Raw genomic sequence first — 21,704 nt, forward strand, 5'->3', positions numbered from 1 at the left:
ATAAAATTAAACACAAAAAAACCCGTCTCTATCCAACATAGAGACGAGTTTTAGCTCGCGGTACCACTCTTATTCCCCAAAAGGGCGCTCATTGTATAACGGGAGATCCCGGTTCTTCTCTACTGACTTCAAGAAAAACTTCTCAGAAGTGCGGTTCATCCCAGGCTTCACACCAGGCTTCCACCAACCCCGGCTCGCTTTCGATCCACGTCAGAATTACTCTCTTCATCTTCGAATATGCGTATATAATTACTATTATTTTACACATTCTGGAGACGATTGCAACCTGTAATTAAGAATCTTCTGATGAAAACATATACGTTTTATGGTGGAACCTCATACTGAACACAAGTCCCAGGGCCAGCATATTCCCCATTAGTGAACTTCCCCCATAGCTGATAAAAGGAAGAGGAATCCCAGTGATTGGAAGTAATTGAATCGTCATTCCGATGTTCTGGAACACATGGAATGTAATCATACTGATAATCCCTGCGCATACATAGGCGTTGAACGGTTCTTTTGTGTCTAGAGCCGTTTTCGTCAGATGGTAAATCAACAAGAAGTATAAGCTGATCACGACACTTGCGCCAATAAATCCGTATTCCTCACCAATGACACTGAAAATAAAGTCGGTATGATTTTCCGGGATATATACTTCTCCATCACTGTAGCCTTTTCCGAAGATCTGCCCGGAGCCAATGGCGTTAAGGGAGTTAATTAAGTGAAAACCTTCTAATTTTGCGTAGTTATAAGGATCTAACCAAGCATAAATACGTCCAAATTGATAAGGCTTTACATTTAAATATTTTTCAAGCAGCTCAGGAGCCCAAATCACAAGTGAAAGGATGATTCCCCCAAGCACTCCGATAGAAGCATATATCGGAACGATCAGCTTCCACGTAATACCTGAAACTAAAATGATTCCGGTCATGATGGCTAAAATGACAAGGGAAGTCCCTAAATCCGGCTGCTGCATAATAAAGGCAAGGGGAAGGAGAGTCGTCGCCCCGATTTTCACTAACAATTGAAAATCTGTCTGTAATGTTTTACTTGGATTTAGCTCATGATGATTTGTAATGATTCGTGCAAGAGCAAGAATTAAGAACGTCTTCATAAATTCTGAAGGCTGTATCGAACCAAGCGGTCCAAGCATGAACCAGCTTTTGGCTCCGTTTCTGTAAGGGGCGATGCTTTCCGGTGAGATGAGTAATACTAGCAGCAGGAAAATCCCTGCACCGTATATGTACCAGGCAAGTCGCTTATACTGATCGGAATCAAGGAATAAGGCTCCACCAATAATAATTCCACCTACGACATACCAAAAAGCCTGTCTTATCACAAAGTTTGTCCCATATTGACCTGAAGTCTGGGCACTGCTTATTCCCATAGCACTAACGATAAAAAACAACATTAATAAAAAGAGAAGACCCCAATCGATCTTGTCAGCAAATCGCTGGCGAGTTTCCATAATCAATTCACCTGAATTTCTAAAGATTTCACATTCCTAGTCTAATAGAAATGAAGGGAAATTTCTACTCATGACCTGATAAAATACGGAAGTTCTGACGGGATGTTACAGGCATCAAACGAAATTTGTCGAAATGAATTCAATGATAAAGCCCATGGGAGTGGGATACGACAGAGGAAGAGTGAAAAGTAATACCATTTTTTACATAATTGTGATCATTATTTGTCTTCGGAATATGAGAAGAAAGTGCCGTGGCCTAAAAACCTGACCGCGATTCCTTCCATTCCTATAACCTAAATAGAAATAATTAAAGCCAACGGTCCTGCAATATGACTATTTTCGACAATTACCTGCGACTTTTGTCATCATTTTGAAATGAAATAGAAAAGAACAAGTACCCTACATATTTGCTAAAATAGAAACTACGAGTTGTGCATCGTGTCAATCAGATGGAGGGAATGTTCTTGAAGGCAAATAATCAGGTTAAAGATATCATCTATGTTCACAAGAATACGGATCGTCAGTATGTCGTTTCCTACGGGATCAATTTCAACGAGTTTGCTTCAAATGCCCGAAAACCATTGAAGAATCTACTTCTAATTAAGCATCAGTACGAACATGGCGCTTTTAATATACATACGCATATGGAGTATGTGGAACAGGATGAAATGAAGAAGATCATGAATGATGGGGTTCAGAGCTATGGTGATTTCTGTTGGATTGACTTTGAAGAAGAAGTGGGAGTCGACGAATTGAACGGTCAGGAAATCGCTGAGCTTCTTTATATGGGGCACGTCAAGCAACCCCTGAACCCTCCTTTTTATTCAAAGTTGAACAATCGTTACGCGTATCTTTCCCATGACGATGGGTGGTTTAATAAGATTTATTATCGGGAATTTGAAGACTTCTATCATATGTTAGGAGCAACGGTTTCTTCGAAATTGAGTACAGTCAAAGGCGGAAAAGGCTTATTTGGTATGAAGAAAGAGAAAGACTACCCGATCATCGGTCAGGAAGTGATTCATTCCTTTAGAGACAAATTAAAAGAAGGCATGGTCATTTCGTTGGAAAAAGCCATACTAACGAGAGGCAAGATAGAAATCCCTATATGGGTGATCGGTGATTATTACGATATGGATGAGATGGCGGAAGATTATAAGCAAATCCGTAAATCACCAGCAAACGGATTATTATCCTATGATCGCAAAACGAAAAGCTGGAGTGCTTTACTTCGGTGACGAGGAAAGAAGGAGCGTGAAGGCTTGGTAGAAATTCAGTTTCATGACAACTTGGTTCGAGGGGTGTTTCTCGAGCGCCTCAATCGATTTGTGCTCGAGTGTCAGCTTCCTTCAGGTTCAATCGAGAAAGTTCACTTACCTGACCCAGGCAGACTAAAAGAATTATTGGTGCGGGGGAACCCGATATGGCTTCAGGAATCAACCGACCCTAAAAGGAAAACAAAATGGTCGGCCGTCATGACGTATGATGCTTCTAACGAAATATATGTGTCTTTGAATACCCAATATCCGAATCGGTTAGTGCTCGAAGCCTTACAGTTGGAAGTGCTGGAAGAGCTAAAAGACTGGCGGTTAGAAAAAGCGGAATATAAAGTAGGAAGCTCACGCTTTGACTTCTTGCTCACCCACAAACAAAAGGAACAAAAATTACTGCTTGAAGTAAAAAGTGTCACCATGGTAGTAGATGGAATAGGCAGGTTTCCTGATGCCGTCACGTCAAGAGGTGCAAGGCACATTGAAGAGCTTACACATCTGCAGTCGATAGGAAGCCATCAATCAGCAGTCCTATTTATTGCTCAGCGAACGGATTTGTGCGGAATCACATCCGCTCCTGAAATCGATCCCCATTTTGCCCGGGTCATGAAAGAAGCCGAAGATCAGGGTGTCCGATTTTTCGGAAGAAGCTGTATCGTGACGCCAGAGCGCATTTCCTTAAATGGACCTTTACCTGTATATACAAAAAAGGATTAATCTCACATCCATTATAGCATGTGAAGATTAATCCTTTTTTGATCTACTGATCCACCTGCACTTTTGCTGTAGCTTTATAGTCCCGGTCTCCTTTAGCCGTTAACCAAACGGTCAATGTATAGGTACCGCTCCCGACATTGGGTAGAACAACTTTCTGGGAAAATTCTTCCCCCTGTTTAACGGTTATTTCCTGAATCGCCTGGGTATACATCTTATTTTTTGAGTCCTTATACACTACTTCGCCTTTATCGTTTCTAAGTTCAAAGTCAATGGTTTGTCCTGATGAAAAAACGAAGGTTTTCTCTTGCTCTGTTTGGTTCTTAATCGAATAGACATAGACAACCTGACCGCTTCCCTCTTGTTTCGTTAATGAAGGTTCCATTTCGCCTGCAACAATCCCTTTCTGTACAGAAATATCTTCACCAGCTCCTGAGTTTTTGTCCCCGTTGGACTGACTGCCTTTCTCCTCATCAGTCGTTCCGCAGCCTGCTATTCCTGCCATAAGTATTATAAATAATATGATCAATCGCTTCATGCCAGATCCACCTCCTTACCGTATTAGACAGGGTTTATCCCAAAAGGTTACAAGTGTTCCCGAATATAAGCAAGAAGACACAGGAGGATGTGCTGAACTTGTTTCTTTCTTCCTCTACAAGGGCATAGATTTACATATGTAAGGCAGATTACTTTTTTAAATCAAGAGGTTCAGTACAATAGAATTATAGAAAAAGAACAGAGGAGCAAGGTGTATGAAAAAATGGTTAGCTATTATTAGTGTTATTTCCTTACTATTAGTATCTGCTTGTGGTCCTTCAAATGCAACCGATAGCGGGGGACTTCCCGAAGAAGATTGGGAAACCATCACTTCAAAAGCAGAAGGAACGAAAGTGAATCTCTTCATGTGGGGCGGTGACGATGGGATTAACCGTTATATTGATGACGTAGTTGCTCCCATGCTGAAAGAAAAAAATAATATCGAGTTAAATCGAGTACCTTTGGACACACAGGAAATCCTGCAAAAGCTTCAAACGGAGAAACGGGCAGGGAAAGATAAGGGAACGATTGATATCGTCTGGATTAATGGAGAAAACTTTAAAAACGCAAAGGAAAATGATTTACTGGCAGGGCCTTTTACAGATAAGCTGCCAAACTTCACGAAATATTACGACACAGAAAGTCATGCGTTTCAATATGACTTCGGGACGGAAACAGAAGGATATGAAGCACCGTGGGGAAAAGTTCAATTTGTCTTCTTCTATAACAGTGAAAAAGTGAAAAATCCCCCCTCCAGCTACGATGAATTAAAAGCATTCATGAAAGAGCATCCGGGGAAATTCACCTATCCCAATCCGGCTGATTTCACCGGGAATGCATTTCTTCGACATCTTCTTTATGCTAAATCTGACTCGGATTTAGCTCAGTCTTCATTCAACGAAGGAACAGCAGAGAAGATGGGGGAAGAGGTATGGAAAGAGCTGAATGAAATGAAGCCATTCTTGTGGCGAGAAGGAGAAACGTACCCCGCGACATTAACAGACCTTGATAAGCTATATAGCCAGGAAGAGGTTTGGATGACGATGGGATACAACGAAGCAAGGGCAGAGCATCTGATCAAGGATGGAGTGTTCCCGGAAAACACAAAGTCATTTATTTTAAACGATGTTGGATCGATCGGGAATACTCATTTTCTGGCAATTCCATTTAATAGCCCCAACAAAGAGGGAGCGCTGGTGACCATTAATGAACTCCTCTCTCCTGAAGCTCAATATGAGAAAGTAAAGCCTGACTACTGGGGTGAGAGTTCACCAATTTCTTATGAAAAGCTGGATGAAAAATGGAGGGATAAATTTATGAGCGTCGATCGGGGGGGAAGTGTACTGGAGGCGTCTGTACTCGAAGAGACCTATAGGGGTGAACTGGATGCCAATTACGTGGAATGGTTAAAGGAGAACTGGATCCGTGAAGTGGCAGAGAGTCAATAATACGTTTCTCCTCATTCCCGCCCTGCTCTTTTTCATCTTCATTCCTGGACTTGGGATCGTGCTTGCACTGCTGGAAAGCGTAAGGAGTGAAGGGAATATCACACTCGGGCACTACGTTGATTTATTCGAAGAGAAGCGTTTTATGACATCTTTTCTCTTCAGTTTGACTGTGACTTCCATTTCGACCATTCTATCTCTTTGCATTGGACTCGGAATTGTGAAGTCATTCTCACCTTTACTAAAGGAAAATAAACATAAACTACTTGTATGGATTCCAATGCTGGTTCCCCATTTTGTATGGGCTTATCTCGTCTATTTGCTCTTTAATCAAAGTGGTTTTTTCTCCAATATGTTCGGACTGGCCGGTTGGATCGACGACCGAAGTCAGTTCCCGACCCTGGTCCAGGATCGGAATGGGATCGGAATCATTCTAACGTATGTCTGGAAGGAGGTTCCCTTTGTTACCCTGATGCTGTTACCCGTTTACACGACGCTCTCTAAAAGCTATAAAGAGATTGCTTCTTTACTGGGCGCGGGCTCTTATAAAGCGTTTTGGGTGGCAGAATGGCCATTTATCTTTCCCGTTCTGGTGGAAACCGGCGCGATCCTATTCGCATTCATTTTTTCAGCATTTGAAGTCCCCCAGCTTCTGGGAGTGACGTCACCGCAAATGCTTTCCATCCTTGCTTACGATTGGTTTTACAGTGGCAGCTGGATTGACCGACCCTTGGCTTTCACGTCACTCGTGTTAGTCGGGCTTGGCATTGGAGTCGTGATGTGGCTCCTAATTTACTTCACAAACAAGAAACGAATGCACATCACAAAAGGAATTTGAAATTAGAGGTGTTCACTTGAGAAAAAAGTTATTTTACATCATATCATTTCTTCTTTTTGTGTTTCCCCTCTTATTTTTAGTTTATAAAAGCTTTTTCGGTGTTTGGAGATGGGGGAATCCAGTTCCTGTTGAACCAAATTTAAGGGCGTGGCAGGTGTTAATAAATGAGGGGGAATTCGTGAATTCGATTGGTGCCTCTATCTGGATTGCCATTGTTGTACTGGCGATAAATCTTTTGATTGGCGTTACTTCGGGAAGAGTGTTTTCATTATCGTCGTTCAGAGGGAAATCAATCGTTGAAGCACTTCTTATGTTACCGCTATTCCTACCCGTATTGGTGGTGGCAATCGGGCTTCATATAACGTTCATTCGGTATGGACTTGCTGATCACTGGACAGGAGTGGCTCTCGTTCACTTAGTACCCACCATTCCGTATAGTATCAAAATGTTCAAAGCAGGCTATGAGAGGATCGGTACGAAATTAATCGAGCAATCAGCCATGCTTGGAGGCAGAGCTTTTCAACGTTTTTACCATATTGAACTGCCCTTGCTTCTTCCAAGCATTCGAAGTGTTTTATTCCTGACGATTGTGATCAGCCTGAGCCAGTATGTCCTTACAGCGATTATAGGGGGAGGGAATGTCGTGACGCTCTCGATGGTCTATTATCCTTTTACCGATACGGCAGATGAAGCGGTGATGGCGGCCTTCTCCATCGTGTTCGCCCTCATTCCCATCATACTGTACATCATTCTAGAAGGGTGTTTGAAATTCTCACTCCCTTATCAACATCCAAGAGGGAGGAAGAACCTTTGAGTTCATTCATAGAAATTAATCAGTTAACCAAATCGTTTAAAGATAAAGAGATTTTAACCAACGTTACGTTCTCGTTAAAAAAAGGCGAAATTCTCACATTGGTTGGAGCATCCGGGTCTGGTAAATCAACATTCCTTCGCATTCTCTCCGGGTTAGAGTCTGCGACAGAAGGGAATACGTATATTGATGGGAAAGATATCTCCTCTTTAAAGCCTCAAAAACGCCCCATTGGGATGGTCTTTCAACAGCCATTATTATTCCCTCATATGAATGTCCTGGAAAATGTCATGTACGGGTTGGAAATGAAAGAACGTAACAAAGGGAAAAACAAGAAAAAAGCCATGAACTATATTGAACGAGTAGGCCTCGGAGAAGTGATGCATCATTATCCTTCTGAGCTTTCCGGTGGTCAGCAGCAACGGGTATCCCTGATACGATCTTTGATTTTGAAGCCGAAGCTCTTACTTTTAGACGAACCTTTCAGCAGTCTGGATTTGCAGCTAAGGAAGGAACTGAGGCAATGGGTATGGCAGATTTTTAAAGAAGAAGAAACAACCGTCATATTCGTCACGCATGATCGCGATGAAGCGTATGAACTTGGAGATCGAGTGGCTGTTTTACAGAGTGGCAAATTCTTGCAAATAGGAACACCGGAGGATATCTATTATCGGCCACACACTCCATTTGTGGCATCTTTCATGAGTGACGGACTCATCCTGAATCAGAAACAATTCATTCACGCATCCCACATAAAGGTAGGCCCCACCTTTGCTGATGCTTCCTGGCCAAGATGGAAAGGAACTGTGCTACAAAAGTTATTTGTAGCAGGGACCAACCTCTATGAAGTATGGGTGGATGAACTGGAGCAAAAGCTAAACCTACCCATTGAACCAGAGACTTCTACTGAAGACATCTGGCTTTATGCAGAGGAAGAGAGCATCCAAACGTTTCAGAAAGAGGAATAGGAGGGAAGAAGAATGAAGAAGAAGGAAATCGGTAAGATCCTGTTGTTCATTACCATATTACTGCTCCTCATGTGGCTGAGCCGGAATTTCTTTAACGTAAAGCCACATGACATCAGAGATTGGATAGTGTCCTTCGGTATTTGGGCTCCTATTGTTTTTATTGTCGTCTATACGATTCGCCCGCTGATTCTTTTTCCAGCTTCCATCCTTTCATTGGCTGCAGGTCTTGCTTTCGGTGCATTTGAAGGCTTCATCTACATTTTGATCGGAGCTTTAGGTGGTGCAACGGTAGCCTATTATACTGCGAGCTTCCTTGGTGCGAAACTATTGAAAAGACCATCTCCACGTATGATTAAGATCCGCGAGAAGATGGAGGAGAACGGTTTTGTTTATGTATTACTATTACGGCTCGTTCCGTTTTTAAACTTCGATCTCATCAGTTACCTTGCCGGCATGGGGAAAGTGAGATACGTCCCATTCATTTTCGCTACAGCCATCGGGATTTTACCGGGTACGTTTGGGTATGTATTTCTGGGGTCAAGCTTGGTAGGAGAAGATCGAACGAATTTATATATCGCTATCGGCTTTTTCTTGATGATGATCATCGTGCCTTTAATCTTTAAGGAAAAAATGAAAGGCTGGCTGGGATTATCGAGTAAAGATGACAAGTAAAGGATGGGGAACACATGTTAGATACGCATGCCCGTAAGTGGGTGCAGCCAAGCATAGAGGGAACAGCACGTTTGCTTTTAAAAAGGGGATTATCAGCCAATCAAGTAACGTTGATTGCATTTATAGTAGGCTCAGCTACGGGTCTGGTTTATTATTTTGGATTCCCGATCTTAGCCGTCCTCTTATTATGGTCATCCGGCTTTTTGGACGCAGTCGATGGTACCATGGCCCGATCAACGAAGCCCTCCCCCTTTGGAACCGTCATGGATGTCACTTTTGATCGAATCGTCGAGATCAGTGTCATTCTGGGTGTTGCTTTCATACACCCTGAGATTATGTGGGCGCTTCTTTTACTGAGTGTATCCATCATTATTTCCATGACCATTTTCCTGACAGTCGGAGCCGTATCAGAGAAACAGGGAATGAAATCCTTTTATTATCAGGCAGGACTTGCTGAAAGGACGGAAGGATTCATTCTGTTCAGTGTCATGATGCTATTTCCGTCCATCGTCCTGTGGACCACCTTATTGTTTTTTGCAGTGGAATTGTACACGGGCTTACAACGATTTTTAGAAGCGAAACGATTACTTTCATAAGGAGAGATCAAGATGGATCAATACGATTTGATAGTAATAGGGGGAGGGGCAGGTGGACTCACCGTCGCATCGGGAGCCGCGTCTCTTGGAGCAAAGGTTGCCCTCATCGAAAAGAGCGGTCTTCTCGGCGGAGACTGCCTGCACTTTGGGTGCGTTCCATCCAAGGCATTCATCCAATCTGCGAGAGAAGTGGCTGTGATCCGGGCGAGCAATGATTATGGTTTCGATACAAAGGGTTCAGTCGATATGAAAAAGGTAAGGGAGAGGGTCAAAGAAGCCATTGCCCATATTCAACAACATGACGATCCCGATCGATTCCTGCAATTAGGGGTCGATATTTACTTCGGTGGAGCAGAGTTTCTTGATCCTCACACGATTTTAGTGGAAAAAGAGGACCGGATATCCGGGAAGAGAATAGTCGTTGCAACGGGGTCAAGTCCGCTCATTCCTGGAATCCAAGGCTTGGAAGACGTTGAGTATCATACGAACGAAACGGTATTTGAAGTAGATGAGCTGCCCCGCCGAGTCGTTTTTATCGGAGGAGGTCCGATTGGTTTAGAGCTGGCACAAGCATTCTCTCATTTGGGATCAAAAGCCGTTGTCCTTGAGAAGCACGATGAGATACTGGTGAAGGAAGATGAGGAAATCCGTGAAGCAGCAACGGGTATATTGGAAAAGGATATTCAGTTTGTTTATGGAGCGGACATTAAAAGTGTTTCGGAGCGGGATGGACAGAAAGTGGTTCAATATGTGAAAGACGGCGTAGAGCAATCTGTGGATGGAGACTTATTATTCCTGGCAACGGGCCGGAAACCTGGGACAGAATCTTTGAATTTGACCGCTGCGGGAGTCGAGGTAGACGATCGTGGCTTCATCAAAGTGAATGACGAACTGAGAACGAACCATTCCCATATCTTCGCCATCGGTGATGTCAACGGTCAATATCCATTCACCCATGGGGCGGGAATGGAAGGGAAGCTTGTCGTCCAAAATGCCGTATTCGGTTTGAAACGCAAAGTTTCCTACAACAAACTGCCGTGGACAACCTATACCACACCTGAGATCTTTCATATCGGGCTAACCGAGGAAGAGGCTGTGGAACAAGGATTAGAGTACAAAGTTTATAAAAAAACATTAGACGAAGTCGATCGGTTCGTAGCAGACCGCAACAAAGATGGCCTAGTCAAAATCATCACAGACGGAAGCGGGAAAATCCTCGGTGCCCACGCAGTCGGTTCCGGCGCAGGAGACTGGATGCAGCCCGTTGTGTTCGCCATGGAAAAAGGAAGCAAAATCGGCGCACTGTCCAATATGGTTTATCCATACCCGAATCACGCTGCAGCCGTGCAGCAGGTAGCGGATTTGTATTGGAGAGAGAAGCTGTTCGATGGTGTGCTGCCTGTGATTAGTAAGAAGTTTGTAGAAATTTTTAGATAAGGGATATTGGAGGCGCAACTGCTGGGAGGCGGTTGCGTTTTTTTTATGGAGATGTGTACGGACCTTGGCTCAACGAATATCGAACAACAAAACCTATCATCTCACCCACCATACCGCCTCACAAACCGTACATCAATCCAATTCTTAAACCGCCATGCCCAGCCGCTGACCAATGAAAACGATCCGTACGTTAAATAGCCTTGCTTATTCCCTATCGACATAATCGCAAGATAGCGTTTTTGAGGCTCAAAGGGAATGATTTTGTCATTCACCGCAGCTCCGTTCAGGTTCTTCCACAGGACAGGTCCTTGGCGTACCGCTGTCACCCCATTTTTCGGAGTATCCGGAAAGTCTTTTAATGTGGCGCAGTCGCCCGTTCCAAATATGTTCGGGTATTCGACGGATTGAAGAAAGCTGTTCACCATTAGAAAGCCTTTTTCATCTGTGGGTAAAATGCTGCTCCCAAACAGTGGCGGCGCTTTTGGCCCTCCAAAGAAGATGACTTCATCGTAGTCGATACTTGTTCCGCCATCTGTAAACACGTGAGTTTCATCTACTTTTTTGACACGGCCCTGATATAGCTCAACCCCTTTTGAAAGAGTAACCCCGGTTATTTTCCTTGAAGAATAGGGACCGGCTTTTTCTAAAATGGGGGAGGAATGAACAACCGTTACCAAATGATCCTTAAAGCCGTTGTCTATCTTCCATGCCTTCAATGACAATGCCATTTCAATACTTGCCGCCCCGCCCCCGATAAAGACGGTTTTCCTGCTGTTATGCAACTTTTCTATTTGCTCAGGGAAACGATAGTTTGGTTTGATTGGTAGATTGTGTTCATGTAAGCCCTGGATTTCCAATGAGTCATTACGGGATCCAATGTCAAAGGAAACAAAGTCGTAGGTGAAGATGTCCCCTTTGTCAGTCAGGAGATGCTGCTGATCAGGGTCGATCGATAGAACGGTCCTCTCGACGAATTCAAACCCAGCCTCTGCACACAACCTCTCTAAATCGATTCGCGTTTCCTCCAATGAGTAGATTCCTTCCGTGTAACCTGAGAACATTCCTGAATAATATTGATAACGTGATGGGGAGATGAGGGCCCACTTCACATTATCATCCTGATTTTCTGTCCGTTTTTTTAAACAATGCAGGTGACTGTGTCCGCCACCGACTAAGATGATTGTTTTCATTATGAATCTCCTTTATAGAGGACGTTGTTCTTCCCATTCCTCTCGAATCATGCCCATACGGATGGAGTCGTAGTAGACACCATTGTAATAACGGCATTTGCGCATTCTTCCCTCGAGCTTCATCCCGATTTTTTCTGCTGCCTTCATCATCCGTTCATTTCCTGACCATGTGGTGATCCCAACACGGCCAACTCTCTTCGATTGAAAAAGGTGATCCACCCAGAGGGATAACGCATCTGTTCCGTAGCCGCCGTTCCAATAGGATGGGTCATAAATGACGATGCCCGCTTCTAGCCATCTGGTAGGTTCGTATTCCCAGTAATATCCGATGGTTCCAATGATGGTTCCGTCAACTTCAATGATCCGCTGGAATTCATCGCTTCGACTTTTATTTTTTATGGATGATTCTATGTACTCTTCACGTGTTAAGTGTTTATGTTCAAAATAAGGGGCGTCCCATTTTTTCCATTCTGGAGAAGGATCACTGTAAATATAGTCCCATAGAGTAGGGAGATCTCTTTCTTCTATTTTTCTAAGTGTTACACGCTGACCGGTTATTTTCAATTCTTGAGCACTCCTTTAATATGTTAATATTTCCATTATACAGAAAATAGGACTCTCATGAAGAAAGCTCGTTTAATCGAATAAAAAGAAAGGAAGCGGAAGAGGCACTTCAAGCATATCCCGATAAACTGTTCATCCCTCAGGGAAAGGGACAAGAAGTATAATAAGCCCTTCAATAAGAAAACAGAGGTCCGTCCCTCGAATAGGGACGGACCTCCGTATATATCAGCTTGCTTTTATTTTAGAAAGGGGTACTTTTTTTTTCTGTGTAAGCTTGTCCACAATCGACGTAATCGCACCATCACCTGTTACGTTACACGCTGTACCGAAGCTGTCTTGTGCAAGGTACAGGGCAATCATAAGTGATGTCATTGTTGGTCCGAAGCCCAACATTGTTTCAAGTAATCCAAGGGCAGCCATGACAGCTCCACCCGGAACACCAGGTGCTGCAATCATCGTGATTCCAAGCATCAGAATGAATGGGAACAGCTGAGTGAACTGTAACGCTTCTCCTTGAATGAACATGACGGCCATGGCACAGCTGACAAGGGTAATCGTGCTGCCTGATAAATGGATCGTTGCCAGGAGAGGTACAGAGAAGTCAGCAATACGTTCCCTAGAACCGATTTTCTTTGAGCGCTCAAGGGTTACGGGGATCGTAGACGCCGAAGATTGAGTTCCCAGTGCCGTAAAGTAAGCGGGCAGCATACTTTTCATCATTGAAAGCGGATTTTGTTTTCTTAAAGTTCCGGCAGTTGTATATTGTAAAATTAAAAAGACTACATGTAAAAGAATAATCATAACAAATACTTTAGCGAATACAGACATGATGGCACTGACTTGTCCACCTTGAGTCATGTTCGCGAAAATTCCAAGAATATGAACCGGTAAGAGCGGAATGATGATTTTTTCAATCACAAGTTCAATGATGTTTCTGAATTCATTCATGCCCTTTTGAAGAGCGTCTCCCTTAATGGCAGCCATTCCCAGACCAATGGTGAAGGCGATGAGCAGGGCTGTCATAACGCCCATAATAGGAGGCATCTCGACTGTGAAGAATCCTTTGAGAAGCGCTTCTTCGGGATTTTCAAATGATTGAGACGTTTGATTTGCCAACAAAGTTGGGTAAATAGACTTCGCAACCGTAAAGGCGAGTAAGCCGGCTAACACCGTGGAACCATATGCGAGAGCTGTGGTTAAACCGAGAAGCTTACCAGCTCCTTTACCCATGGATCCGATTCCTGGAGCAATAAATCCAATAATGATTAATGGAATGGCGAATCCTAGGAAATTACCGAATAATCCATTGAATGTAGCGAAGATTTTTACGAACCACTCTGGTGCAAACGCTCCAATGACAATACCTAAAGCAATACCTAAGAGGATCTTAGGCAGTAAACCTAGCTTTCTCATCTTGGTGTCCTCCTCGAAAATACAAATGTTTTTAATAGAAAGATTGTACACCTTATTTGAGGATATTTTAATAGCTTTTCAAATAGGCGAAATCTTAAGTGTATTCAGAATAATATTGTTGACTCCCTGTCGCAGGACTAGTTTTCCTTTGCATACATATATAATGGGCTTTATCTTAAATGTCTTTCGAATCAAGACAAATGTGGTAATTTTTATTTTCCATAGGAATCATTCTTTCCCTTTCCGATGAAAGTGATAAAATAGAAACATCTATTGTGAATATTGGAGGTAACTCATACATGAAAACGAAGTTATGCTTACTGTACGGCGGTAAATCTGCTGAACATAATGTTTCCTTGCAAACAGCCAAGGCCGTGATCGGAGCCCTGGACTTAAATAAATATGAAATTCACCCTATTTTCATCTCGACGGAAGGCGGGTGGATCAAAGGCCCACAACTGAATGCTCCCGTTGAGGATGTGAAAGCATTACAGTTTAAGGATGGGGAAGAAATTGCCCCTAATGCGTTAAGTACATCCATTTCTCCTTCTGGGTCTGTTGGCTACGACATGATCTTCCCGTTACTTCACGGACCGAATGGGGAAGACGGAACCGTTCAAGGAATGCTTGAACTGTTAAACCTTCCTTATGTAGGAAATGGCGTTCTTGCCTCATCTGCTGGTATGGATAAAGTCATCATGAAGAATTTGTTTGCTCAGGCAGGCATTCCGCAAGTCAATTACACATGGTTCATCCGCAGCACATGGAAAGGGAACCCTGAGTCTACTTACAAACAAGTGGAAGATGAGATTGGCTATCCTTGTTTTGTAAAGCCTGCTAACTTAGGTTCATCAGTAGGGATCAGCAAATGTACGTCCCGCGAAGAATTGCAGGCTGCCTTCAAGGAAGCGTTCCAGTTCGACCGTAAAATCATCATTGAAGAAGGCGTGAAAGCGCGAGAAATTGAGCTTGGTGTATTAGGGAATGACCAGCCGGAGTGCTCAGTTGCGGGTGAAATCGTACCTAAAAAAGACTTCTATGATTACAAAGCGAAATATGAAGACGGAGATACGGCCCTCATCATTCCTGCAGAAGTAGAAGGAAGCATTTACAATGAAATGAAGAATATCGCGATTCAATCGTATAAAGCCCTTGATTGTTCAGGACTTGTGCGTGCGGACTTCTTCTTAACAGAAGATGGCCAGATTTATATGAATGAAGTCAACACGATGCCCGGCTTCACGCCATTCAGTATGTTCCCGCTTCTATGGAAGCACACTGGTGTAGACTATCCTACCCTGATTGGGAAATTAGTGGAACTTGGCTTAGAACGTTATCAAGACAAACAAACGATTAAACATACGATGTAACACGCAATACTTGGGACTGACCGGAAGATTCACCGTCTAAAGGCAGTCCCTGCTCTGTTTTTATTAAAAAGAGTAAAAGGAGAAAGCGAATGTTTGAGAAAAAGATAAAAGATATATGCAACATGCTTGATGTGAAAAACGATCTTTCCAAGTTTGAGTCGGTGGTGGTGAAAGGCGTTTCCATCGATACGAGAAAGATTGAGGATGCTAATCTGTTTGTTCCTTTTAAAGGGGAAAACGTGGACGGTCATCAATTCGTCCGAAATGCCATCGAAAATGGTGCGTCTGCCGCTCTGTGGGATGTCAATGTTCCAAATCCACCTGAAGATATTCCCGTAATAGTAGTGGAAGATCCCCTTCTTGCCCTTCAGTCATTGGCCAATCAATATCGCCATGAGCTGGATTTAAAGGTAGTCGGAATTACAGGCAGTAATGGAAAAACAACAACGAAAGATATTGTGGCAAACCTTTTGTCAGTGAAGTATCGAGTTCATAAAACACAAGGGAACTATAACAACCACATCGGTCTTCCTCTAACGATCCTTTCTTTGCCCCGGGATTCTGAAGTGGCTGTACTTGAAATGGGAATGAGTGGGTTCGGAGAGATTGAACTTCTATCAGAGATTTCTCAGCCCGACGCTGCCATCATTACCAACATTGGAGAATCACATCTTCAGGATCTGGGATCACGGGAAGGAATCGCCAAAGCCAAATTGGAGATTGTGAAGGGCTTGAAGTCTGATGGGTTATTTGCATACTACGGAGATGAACCGCTGTTACAGGATGGTGTTCAGGAACTCAACCTGAAGCATGTGGAGACTTTCGGAAGAAGCGAATCCAACACTATTTATCCAACAAAAATCAATATGGATAATAAAGGGAGTCATTTTGAGACTTCTCTCACTAAAGGAGAAAAATTCTTTCTTCCTGTATTAGGCCAGCATAATATCCACAACGCTCTAGCCGGGATTCTCATCGCCCGTAAATTTGGTCTTAGTGTCGATGACATGAAAGAAGGTTTACAGTCATTAAAGTTGACCCAGATGAGAATGGAAATGGTGGAAGGAAAGAAAGGCGAAAGTATCATTAACGACGCCTATAATGCCAGCCCTACTTCCATGAAAGCCGCGATTCAGCTTGTGTCAGAACTTGAGGGGTTTCATACAAAAATCCTGGTGCTTGGTGATATGCTGGAGCTTGGCGACCAGGAAGAAGAATTTCATAAGGAAATTGGACAATTGATCAATCCGGAAAAAATTCAGCATGTGTTTACCTTTGGTCCTTTAGGTGACTTTATAGGTAAGGGTGCACTTGAGAATTTCCCTCCTGATCGTGTTCATTCTTTTACAGATAAAGAAAGCCTGACAAAAGAGCTGTCCTCCTTCATTACAGGGGAAGAGCTGGTTTTATTCAAGGCATCCAGGGGAATGAAGCTTGAAGAAGTCATCGATGGATTAAAGGCATAAATTTCTACTGACGTCCAAGTTTAAACCTTAATGGAAATGAACAAAATGAGCTTGTAGATGATGGGAGATTGGCTCTCTCCCTACCTTTTGAAAAGTAAGAGGGGATAACATGATAGGTTGTTTACTAATCCATGGATTCACCGGGAGCCCTTTTGAAGTAGAGCCTTTGGCAGATTTCCTTCAAGAGAAAACCGACTGGGAAATCGTTGTGCCCACTCTTCCTGGTCATGGTGAAACCCTTGAACTGAAAGGGGTCAAACATATTGAATGGATCGAGCATGCTGAGGAAGAACTTCAGGCTCTTATAGAGAAATGCGATGAGGTTTACGTAATCGGCTTCTCCATGGGCGGGTTGATCGCTTCTTATCTTTCAGTGAAATATGAAGTCAATAAGCTCGTGCTTTTAAGCGCGGCAGCTTATTATGTAAATGTGAAGCAACTACTGAAAGATATTGGAAATATGATTAAAGAAGGAATTCAAGGAAATCTGATTAAAAACGAGCTGTACAACAGGTACAAATGGAAGGTGACAAAAACCCCAGTTCTGTCCACGTACGAATTTAGAAAAGTCGTTCGTATTGCTCGTCCACTCCTGAAGAAGGTTAATGTTCCAACCTTTATTGCCCAAGGAGAGATTGATGGAATAGTCCCCCCTAAAGCTGCAAAATATATATACGAGACTATTTCTTCCCAAGAAAAAAACCTTTTTTATTCCCCTAAAGCAAAACATTTGATCTGTCATAGTGAAGATAAGCACGAACTTTTTGAAGAGATCTACCAATTCCTTCTAAATGAATAGATTGACTATTTGACATTAGATTGAAATTCATTTCTAGAAGTGGTAACATAGCTACAACATAGTTCTTAATTTGTTGGACGTGCTAGCTCTTCTATTTTGAAGAGTGTATTTTTTTGTACCAAACATAAAACTAAACATCTCATATAGACGGTTTTAGATTAGATACCGAAGTCTTTCGGTGGGTAAGATTTCGTTCCGACCTAAAAATATAATCAGATATTGATTAGTTATAAAAGATGTAAATTAAAGGAGAATGTAACATTGACTAAGTTTGCAGATTTAAACTTAAGCGCATCTACGTTGAAATCAATTAAACGTATGGGCTTTGAAGAAGCGACACCAATTCAGGCGAGTACGATTCCAGTCGGTTTAGAAGGTAAGGATATTATCGGTCAGGCACAAACTGGAACAGGTAAAACAACAGCATTTGGAATCCCGATGATCGAGAAGATCGATGTGAAAAATCCAAACGTTCAAGCTCTTATCATTGCACCAACTCGTGAACTTGCCATCCAAGTTTCTGAAGAGTTATATCGTATCGGAGCTGACAAGCGTGCGCGCGTGTTATCTGTCTACGGAGGACAGGACATCCAGCGTCAAATCCGCGCGATGAAAAAGAACCCTCATATCATCGTTGGTACACCTGGTCGTCTTCTTGACCATATCAAACGTAAAACACTCAACCTTGAAAACGTTGAAACATTAGTACTTGACGAAGCAGACGAAATGCTGAATATGGGCTTCATCGAAGACATCGAAAGCATTCTTGAGACTGTTCCAAGCACAAGACAAACACTTCTATTCTCTGCGACAATGCCGGATCCGATCCGTCGCATTGCAAATCGCTTTATGACAGAGCCGGAAGTAATCAAAGTAAAATCAAAAGAAGTAACGGTTTCGAACATCGAACAATACTTCACTAAAGTAAGCGAAAAAGAAAAATTCGATACTCTTTCCCGTTTAATCGACGTTCAATCACCGGAACTTGCGATTGTTTTCGGTCGTACAAAGCGTAGAGTAGACGAATTAGCGCGTGCTCTTAGCATTCGCGGCTACCTGGCTGAAGGAATTCACGGAGATCTTTCTCAAGCTCGTCGTATGACGGTCCTTAAGAAGTTCAAAGAAGGACGCATCGATATCCTGATCGCAACAGACGTTGCTGCCCGTGGATTAGATATTTCCGGCGTAACGCATGTTTACAACTTTGATATTCCTCAAGATCCTGAAAGCTACGTTCACCGTATCGGACGTACAGGTCGTGCAGGTAAGAAGGGTATGTCCATCACTTTTGTAACGCCAAGAGAAATGGGTTACCTGAAGATCGTTGAACAAACAACGAAGAAGAAAATGACGGCTCTTAAGCCACCTAGCTTAAACGAAGCCCTTGAAGGTCAACAACGCTTAGCTCTTGAAAAATTAGCTGAAGCGGCGAAAGAAAGTGATCTTAAAGATTACTATCCATTAGCAGAAGAATTCCTTGGTGGCCACGATTCTGTTCAAGCAGTTGCAGCAGCAATCCGTGTCTTGACGAAAGAGCCGGATACAACTCCAGTTGAAATCACTGAAGAGCGTCCATTACCATCAAGAGGTGGTGGAAATCGTGGCGGCGGAAATCGCGGCGGTGGATACAAAGGTGGAGCACGCAGTGGTAAAGGCGGAAGCCGTGGTGGATCTTCACGCAGCGGCGGTGGAAATCGCGGAGGCGGAAGCCGTGGCGGAGATCGCAACCGTACTGGCGGCGGCAGACCACAATCTTCAACCAAACGTAAATCTTATAACAATTCTTGATCAATAGATTTGAGGACACGATGACCTTTGGGTTGTCGTGTTTTTTTGTTATGTTGGTTTGATTGCGTATAGGAATGGGGGGAGGATCAATAACCGCTTCCAATTTTTACAAAAATACGCAATTATCCTGAGAAGCGACGCAATAAATAAAAAAACGACGCAATTATTCAGATATCGACGCAATAAACCCCCAAATCGACGCAATTAGTGATATTCTGTGGATTTGTAAATTAAAAAGAAGGGTTTATTAAGCCTGTGGCGAACTAAAGTAGGCAAAACCTTAAAGGAGAGTGATCAATTGATCTGTAAAGAACTCAAAATCCCAATCAATATTGATAAAAGCCAAGCATTATTATGGCGCCTGCCTCTCAATCATCAAAAGATTCCCATTGTAGCTCAGGATTTAAAGAAAAGAAAAGCAGGTTTAAACGGTGAATCAGCCGTCTACTACCACCTCAGTTTCTTAAATGACAAGAAATATAAAATCTTTCATGATGTAAGGCTTCCTCTATTCTCAAACTATTTCCAAATCGATTTCCTCATCCTCACCCCATCCTATATTTTACTAATCGAAGTAAAGAATATTTCAGGAATAGTTACCATTGATCCATTCATAAGACAGCTTACCCGGACTTATAAAGGAATTACAGAAGGATTCTCTGACCCGATCTCTCAGGTTCAAAGACAAAAATTATTACTGCAAAAATGGTTCAGTGTCCAAAAGCTGAAGCACCCTCCAATCAAACACCTCGTTGTATTCAGCAATCCATCAACCATCTTGAATTTCACCGAATCCCCACCAGCTGACTCACCTTATAGAAATATTATTCACTCTCAAAATATAATAGATAAGATCAAGGATTTAAATGAGACATACGTAAAAGAAGCCATGACTGATAAAGAATTGACTAAAATGAAGAAAACCATTTTAAAAAAACATGAAGAATCTGAGTTAGACTTTATGGAGGCACATTCTCTTACCCAAAGCGATATTGTGACTGGAGTCCGTTGTGAAAACTGCCATCACATACCAATGATTAGAGTAAGTGGAACATGGTCATGCATTAAATGTGACAGTTCATCTAAATATGCTCATCTACAAGCGGTTAGGGATTATTTCTTACTACTAAGTGATCACATAACCAATCGCGAACTTAGGAGGTTTTTGCATCTGGACTCACGAAACACCGCTTATAAAATGTTGAAATCCCTTCAATTAAAAACAAAAGGAGGAACAAAGTCTGTCACCTATTCAAAACCCATGAGATAAATCCCCTATTTCCGCACATACTAACCCCAAAAAGGAGTCCACCCCACATGACACTCGTAAAGTTAGGCTATGTTGCCATGAGTATGAACCTCCAGAATGCATCACCTTCGCAAACCATGACCTATAAGCAGTTTTCCGGGATTAAGGATCGTGAGGCTGCTATTCATAAACTCGAACGGATCGCCCAATCGAATCTTGAAAACTGCCTGCGGCTTTTAAAGCATAATGTTCTTAATGAGGTTCATTTTTTCCGGTTCAGTTCAAAGTTGATCCCTCTTGCGAATCATCCTGAATTGAAAGGGTGGGATTTCATATCCCCTTTAAAACCTGAACTCCAGGCGATAAAAGAGTATTTAACGCTTCATCCTATGCGTGTGGGTTTTCACCCTGATCATTTTGTACTGTTGAATTCAAGTGACGTGGATGTGTTGAAGAACACCCTTAAAACACTTAAGATGCATGAGGTATTATTAGAAGGGATGGGAATCGATCCAACTCACCGCTGTGTTCTCCATGTTGGTGGAGCTTATGAAGATAAAGAAAAGGCACTTGAGCAATTCATACACAATTGGGGTCTGACCCCCGTTTCTCTTCAACAAATGATCATTCTTGAAAACGATGATACTGTGTTCAGTGCAGCGGATGCCCTTTATCTATGTGAAAAGCTCGGGATCCCCCTTGTATTCGATTACCATCATCATCTTGCTTATAACGAAAGGGATTGGTTGCTGGATTGGGAGAGAATCGTTGGAACGTGGAGCCAGTCATCATTACCTGTAAAGATGCATATTTCAAGCCCTCGTTCTCAGGAGGATTACAAAGCCCATGCCGATTTCATCGATCCTAAGATGTTTCTTGATTTTCTTCAAGGGATAAAGGGCTCGGTGAATGAAATTGATTGTATGATAGAAGCGAAAAAGAAGGATGACGCATTGTTCCGATTAGTGGATGACCTGCAAGGGATTGATGGGATTGAGTGGGTGGATAAAAGTTCGTTTCATCTAAAATAGGCCAATCTCCCAAAGCTTTCACCATAATCTGAAACCATCTCTGTTCCAAAACGTAAATATACTGTAAGATTTAGTAA

At 42.7% G+C, this 21,704-nt stretch carries 20 protein-coding genes and 1 other annotated feature; of the genes, 15 read left to right on the forward strand and 5 right to left on the reverse strand.

The annotated features are described in order from the left end of the window. Positions 1-36: 36 nt before the first annotated feature. Positions 37-241: a binding site (T-box leader), on the reverse strand. Positions 242-292: 51 nt separating this feature from the next. Continuing rightward, positions 293-1,468: an FtsW/RodA/SpoVE family cell cycle protein gene (locus tag FZC88_RS22395; protein ID WP_148996519.1), complete on the reverse strand. Its 1,176-nt coding sequence runs from the start codon at positions 1,466-1,468 to the stop codon at positions 293-295. Positions 1,469-1,926: 458 nt separating this feature from the next. On the opposite strand from FZC88_RS22395, the gene FZC88_RS22400 reads away from it, so the two are divergent. After that, positions 1,927-2,706, forward strand: a complete 780-nt coding sequence (locus FZC88_RS22400; protein WP_148996520.1) for a hypothetical protein — start codon at positions 1,927-1,929, stop codon at positions 2,704-2,706. Positions 2,707-2,730: 24 nt separating this feature from the next. Beyond that, positions 2,731-3,456: a DNA/RNA nuclease SfsA gene (gene sfsA, locus FZC88_RS22405; protein WP_148996521.1), complete on the forward strand. Its 726-nt coding sequence runs from the start codon at positions 2,731-2,733 to the stop codon at positions 3,454-3,456. A gap of 43 nt (positions 3,457-3,499) precedes the next feature. Here the strand turns inward: sfsA and FZC88_RS22410 are convergent, their stop codons facing one another. Continuing rightward, the gene (locus FZC88_RS22410) at positions 3,500-3,991 is read right to left on the reverse strand and encodes a BsuPI-related putative proteinase inhibitor (protein ID WP_148996522.1); all 492 of its coding nucleotides are present in this window, start codon (positions 3,989-3,991) and stop codon (positions 3,500-3,502) included. Positions 3,992-4,205: 214 nt separating this feature from the next. Between FZC88_RS22410 and FZC88_RS22415 the strand changes: the two genes are divergently transcribed. The 7 genes from FZC88_RS22415 to FZC88_RS22445 all read left to right on the forward strand — a co-directional run bounded on the left by FZC88_RS22415 (position 4,206) and on the right by FZC88_RS22445 (position 10,757). After that, positions 4,206-5,438, forward strand: coding sequence for an ABC transporter substrate-binding protein (locus tag FZC88_RS22415; protein ID WP_148996523.1), 1,233 nt, complete (start codon positions 4,206-4,208; stop codon positions 5,436-5,438). Further along, positions 5,416-6,273 carry an ABC transporter permease gene (locus FZC88_RS22420; RefSeq protein WP_148996524.1) on the forward strand — a complete coding sequence of 286 codons (858 nt, stop codon included), beginning with the start codon at positions 5,416-5,418 and terminating at the stop codon, positions 6,271-6,273. Before FZC88_RS22415 ends, FZC88_RS22420 begins: the two co-directional genes overlap by 23 nt. 178 nt (positions 6,274-6,451) lie before the next feature. After that, positions 6,452-7,087, forward strand: coding sequence for an ABC transporter permease (locus FZC88_RS22425; protein WP_187443734.1), 636 nt, complete (start codon positions 6,452-6,454; stop codon positions 7,085-7,087). Next, a complete protein-coding gene (locus FZC88_RS22430) occupies positions 7,084-8,052 on the forward strand; it encodes an ABC transporter ATP-binding protein (protein WP_187443735.1) in 969 nt (322 codons plus the stop codon). The genes FZC88_RS22425 and FZC88_RS22430 overlap by 4 nt, the downstream gene beginning before the upstream one ends. A gap of 12 nt (positions 8,053-8,064) precedes the next feature. Next, complete coding sequence (locus tag FZC88_RS22435; protein WP_148996527.1) at positions 8,065-8,724, forward strand: TVP38/TMEM64 family protein; 660 nt, start codon at positions 8,065-8,067, stop codon at positions 8,722-8,724. A gap of 14 nt (positions 8,725-8,738) precedes the next feature. Next, positions 8,739-9,320, forward strand: coding sequence for a CDP-alcohol phosphatidyltransferase family protein (locus tag FZC88_RS22440; protein ID WP_148996528.1), 582 nt, complete (start codon positions 8,739-8,741; stop codon positions 9,318-9,320). Between the two features lie 12 nt (positions 9,321-9,332). Further along, on the forward strand, positions 9,333-10,757 hold the full coding sequence (locus FZC88_RS22445; RefSeq protein WP_148996529.1) for a dihydrolipoyl dehydrogenase family protein: 1,425 nt from the start codon (positions 9,333-9,335) through the stop codon (positions 10,755-10,757). Between the two features lie 101 nt (positions 10,758-10,858). On the opposite strand, the gene FZC88_RS22450 is transcribed toward FZC88_RS22445, so the two are convergent. The 3 genes from FZC88_RS22450 to FZC88_RS22460 all read right to left on the reverse strand — a co-directional run bounded on the left by FZC88_RS22450 (position 10,859) and on the right by FZC88_RS22460 (position 13,924). After that, complete coding sequence (locus FZC88_RS22450) at positions 10,859-11,947, reverse strand: NAD(P)/FAD-dependent oxidoreductase (RefSeq protein ID WP_148996530.1); 1,089 nt, start codon at positions 11,945-11,947, stop codon at positions 10,859-10,861. A 12-nt stretch (positions 11,948-11,959) separates the two neighbouring features. Further along, positions 11,960-12,511: a GNAT family N-acetyltransferase gene (locus tag FZC88_RS22455; RefSeq protein WP_148996531.1), complete on the reverse strand. Its 552-nt coding sequence runs from the start codon at positions 12,509-12,511 to the stop codon at positions 11,960-11,962. Positions 12,512-12,736: 225 nt separating this feature from the next. Next, complete coding sequence (locus FZC88_RS22460) at positions 12,737-13,924, reverse strand: dicarboxylate/amino acid:cation symporter (protein WP_148971281.1); 1,188 nt, start codon at positions 13,922-13,924, stop codon at positions 12,737-12,739. Positions 13,925-14,223: 299 nt separating this feature from the next. Here FZC88_RS22460 and FZC88_RS22465 point away from each other — a divergent pair, with 299 nt between their 5' ends. From FZC88_RS22465 to uvsE, 6 genes are all read left to right on the forward strand, one after another. Further along, a complete protein-coding gene (locus FZC88_RS22465; RefSeq protein ID WP_148996532.1) occupies positions 14,224-15,294 on the forward strand; it encodes a D-alanine--D-alanine ligase in 1,071 nt (356 codons plus the stop codon). An 89-nt stretch (positions 15,295-15,383) separates the two neighbouring features. Further along, positions 15,384-16,760 (forward strand): UDP-N-acetylmuramoyl-tripeptide--D-alanyl-D-alanine ligase, encoded by a 1,377-nt coding sequence (locus FZC88_RS22470; RefSeq protein WP_148996533.1) that lies wholly within the window; start codon positions 15,384-15,386, stop codon positions 16,758-16,760. 109 nt (positions 16,761-16,869) lie between these two features. After that, a complete protein-coding gene (locus tag FZC88_RS22475; RefSeq protein WP_148996534.1) occupies positions 16,870-17,559 on the forward strand; it encodes an alpha/beta hydrolase in 690 nt (229 codons plus the stop codon). 261 nt (positions 17,560-17,820) lie between these two features. Beyond that, positions 17,821-19,347: a degradosome RNA helicase CshA gene (gene cshA, locus FZC88_RS22480; protein WP_148971285.1), complete on the forward strand. Its 1,527-nt coding sequence runs from the start codon at positions 17,821-17,823 to the stop codon at positions 19,345-19,347. Positions 19,348-19,645: 298 nt separating this feature from the next. After that, positions 19,646-20,617, forward strand: coding sequence for a nuclease-related domain-containing protein (locus tag FZC88_RS22485; protein WP_187443736.1), 972 nt, complete (start codon positions 19,646-19,648; stop codon positions 20,615-20,617). 47 nt (positions 20,618-20,664) lie between these two features. Beyond that, positions 20,665-21,627: a UV DNA damage repair endonuclease UvsE gene (gene uvsE / locus FZC88_RS22490; RefSeq protein ID WP_148996536.1), complete on the forward strand. Its 963-nt coding sequence runs from the start codon at positions 20,665-20,667 to the stop codon at positions 21,625-21,627. Positions 21,628-21,704: the final 77 nt, after the last annotated feature.

The sequence above is a fragment of the Rossellomorea aquimaris genome, from assembly GCF_008180865.1.
Classification (GTDB): Bacteria; Bacillota; Bacilli; order Bacillales; family Bacillaceae_B; genus Rossellomorea; species Rossellomorea yichunensis.

Coding starts and splice junctions, on each gene's coding strand:
- FZC88_RS22395 (WP_148996519.1), bottom strand. CDS start 1,468: ATGGAAACTCGCCAGCGATTTGCTGACAAGATCGATTGGGGTCTTCTC.
- FZC88_RS22400 (WP_148996520.1), top strand. CDS start 1,927: ATGTTCTTGAAGGCAAATAATCAGGTTAAAGATATCATCTATGTTCAC.
- FZC88_RS22410 (WP_148996522.1), bottom strand. CDS start 3,991: ATGAAGCGATTGATCATATTATTTATAATACTTATGGCAGGAATAGCA.
- FZC88_RS22415 (WP_148996523.1), top strand. CDS start 4,206: ATGAAAAAATGGTTAGCTATTATTAGTGTTATTTCCTTACTATTAGTA.
- FZC88_RS22435 (WP_148996527.1), top strand. CDS start 8,065: ATGAAGAAGAAGGAAATCGGTAAGATCCTGTTGTTCATTACCATATTA.
- FZC88_RS22440 (WP_148996528.1), top strand. CDS start 8,739: ATGTTAGATACGCATGCCCGTAAGTGGGTGCAGCCAAGCATAGAGGGA.
- FZC88_RS22445 (WP_148996529.1), top strand. CDS start 9,333: ATGGATCAATACGATTTGATAGTAATAGGGGGAGGGGCAGGTGGACTC.
- FZC88_RS22450 (WP_148996530.1), bottom strand. CDS start 11,947: ATGAAAACAATCATCTTAGTCGGTGGCGGACACAGTCACCTGCATTGT.
- FZC88_RS22460 (WP_148971281.1), bottom strand. CDS start 13,924: ATGAGAAAGCTAGGTTTACTGCCTAAGATCCTCTTAGGTATTGCTTTA.
- FZC88_RS22465 (WP_148996532.1), top strand. CDS start 14,224: ATGAAAACGAAGTTATGCTTACTGTACGGCGGTAAATCTGCTGAACAT.
- FZC88_RS22470 (WP_148996533.1), top strand. CDS start 15,384: ATGTTTGAGAAAAAGATAAAAGATATATGCAACATGCTTGATGTGAAA.
- FZC88_RS22475 (WP_148996534.1), top strand. CDS start 16,870: ATGATAGGTTGTTTACTAATCCATGGATTCACCGGGAGCCCTTTTGAA.
- uvsE (WP_148996536.1), top strand. CDS start 20,665: ATGACACTCGTAAAGTTAGGCTATGTTGCCATGAGTATGAACCTCCAG.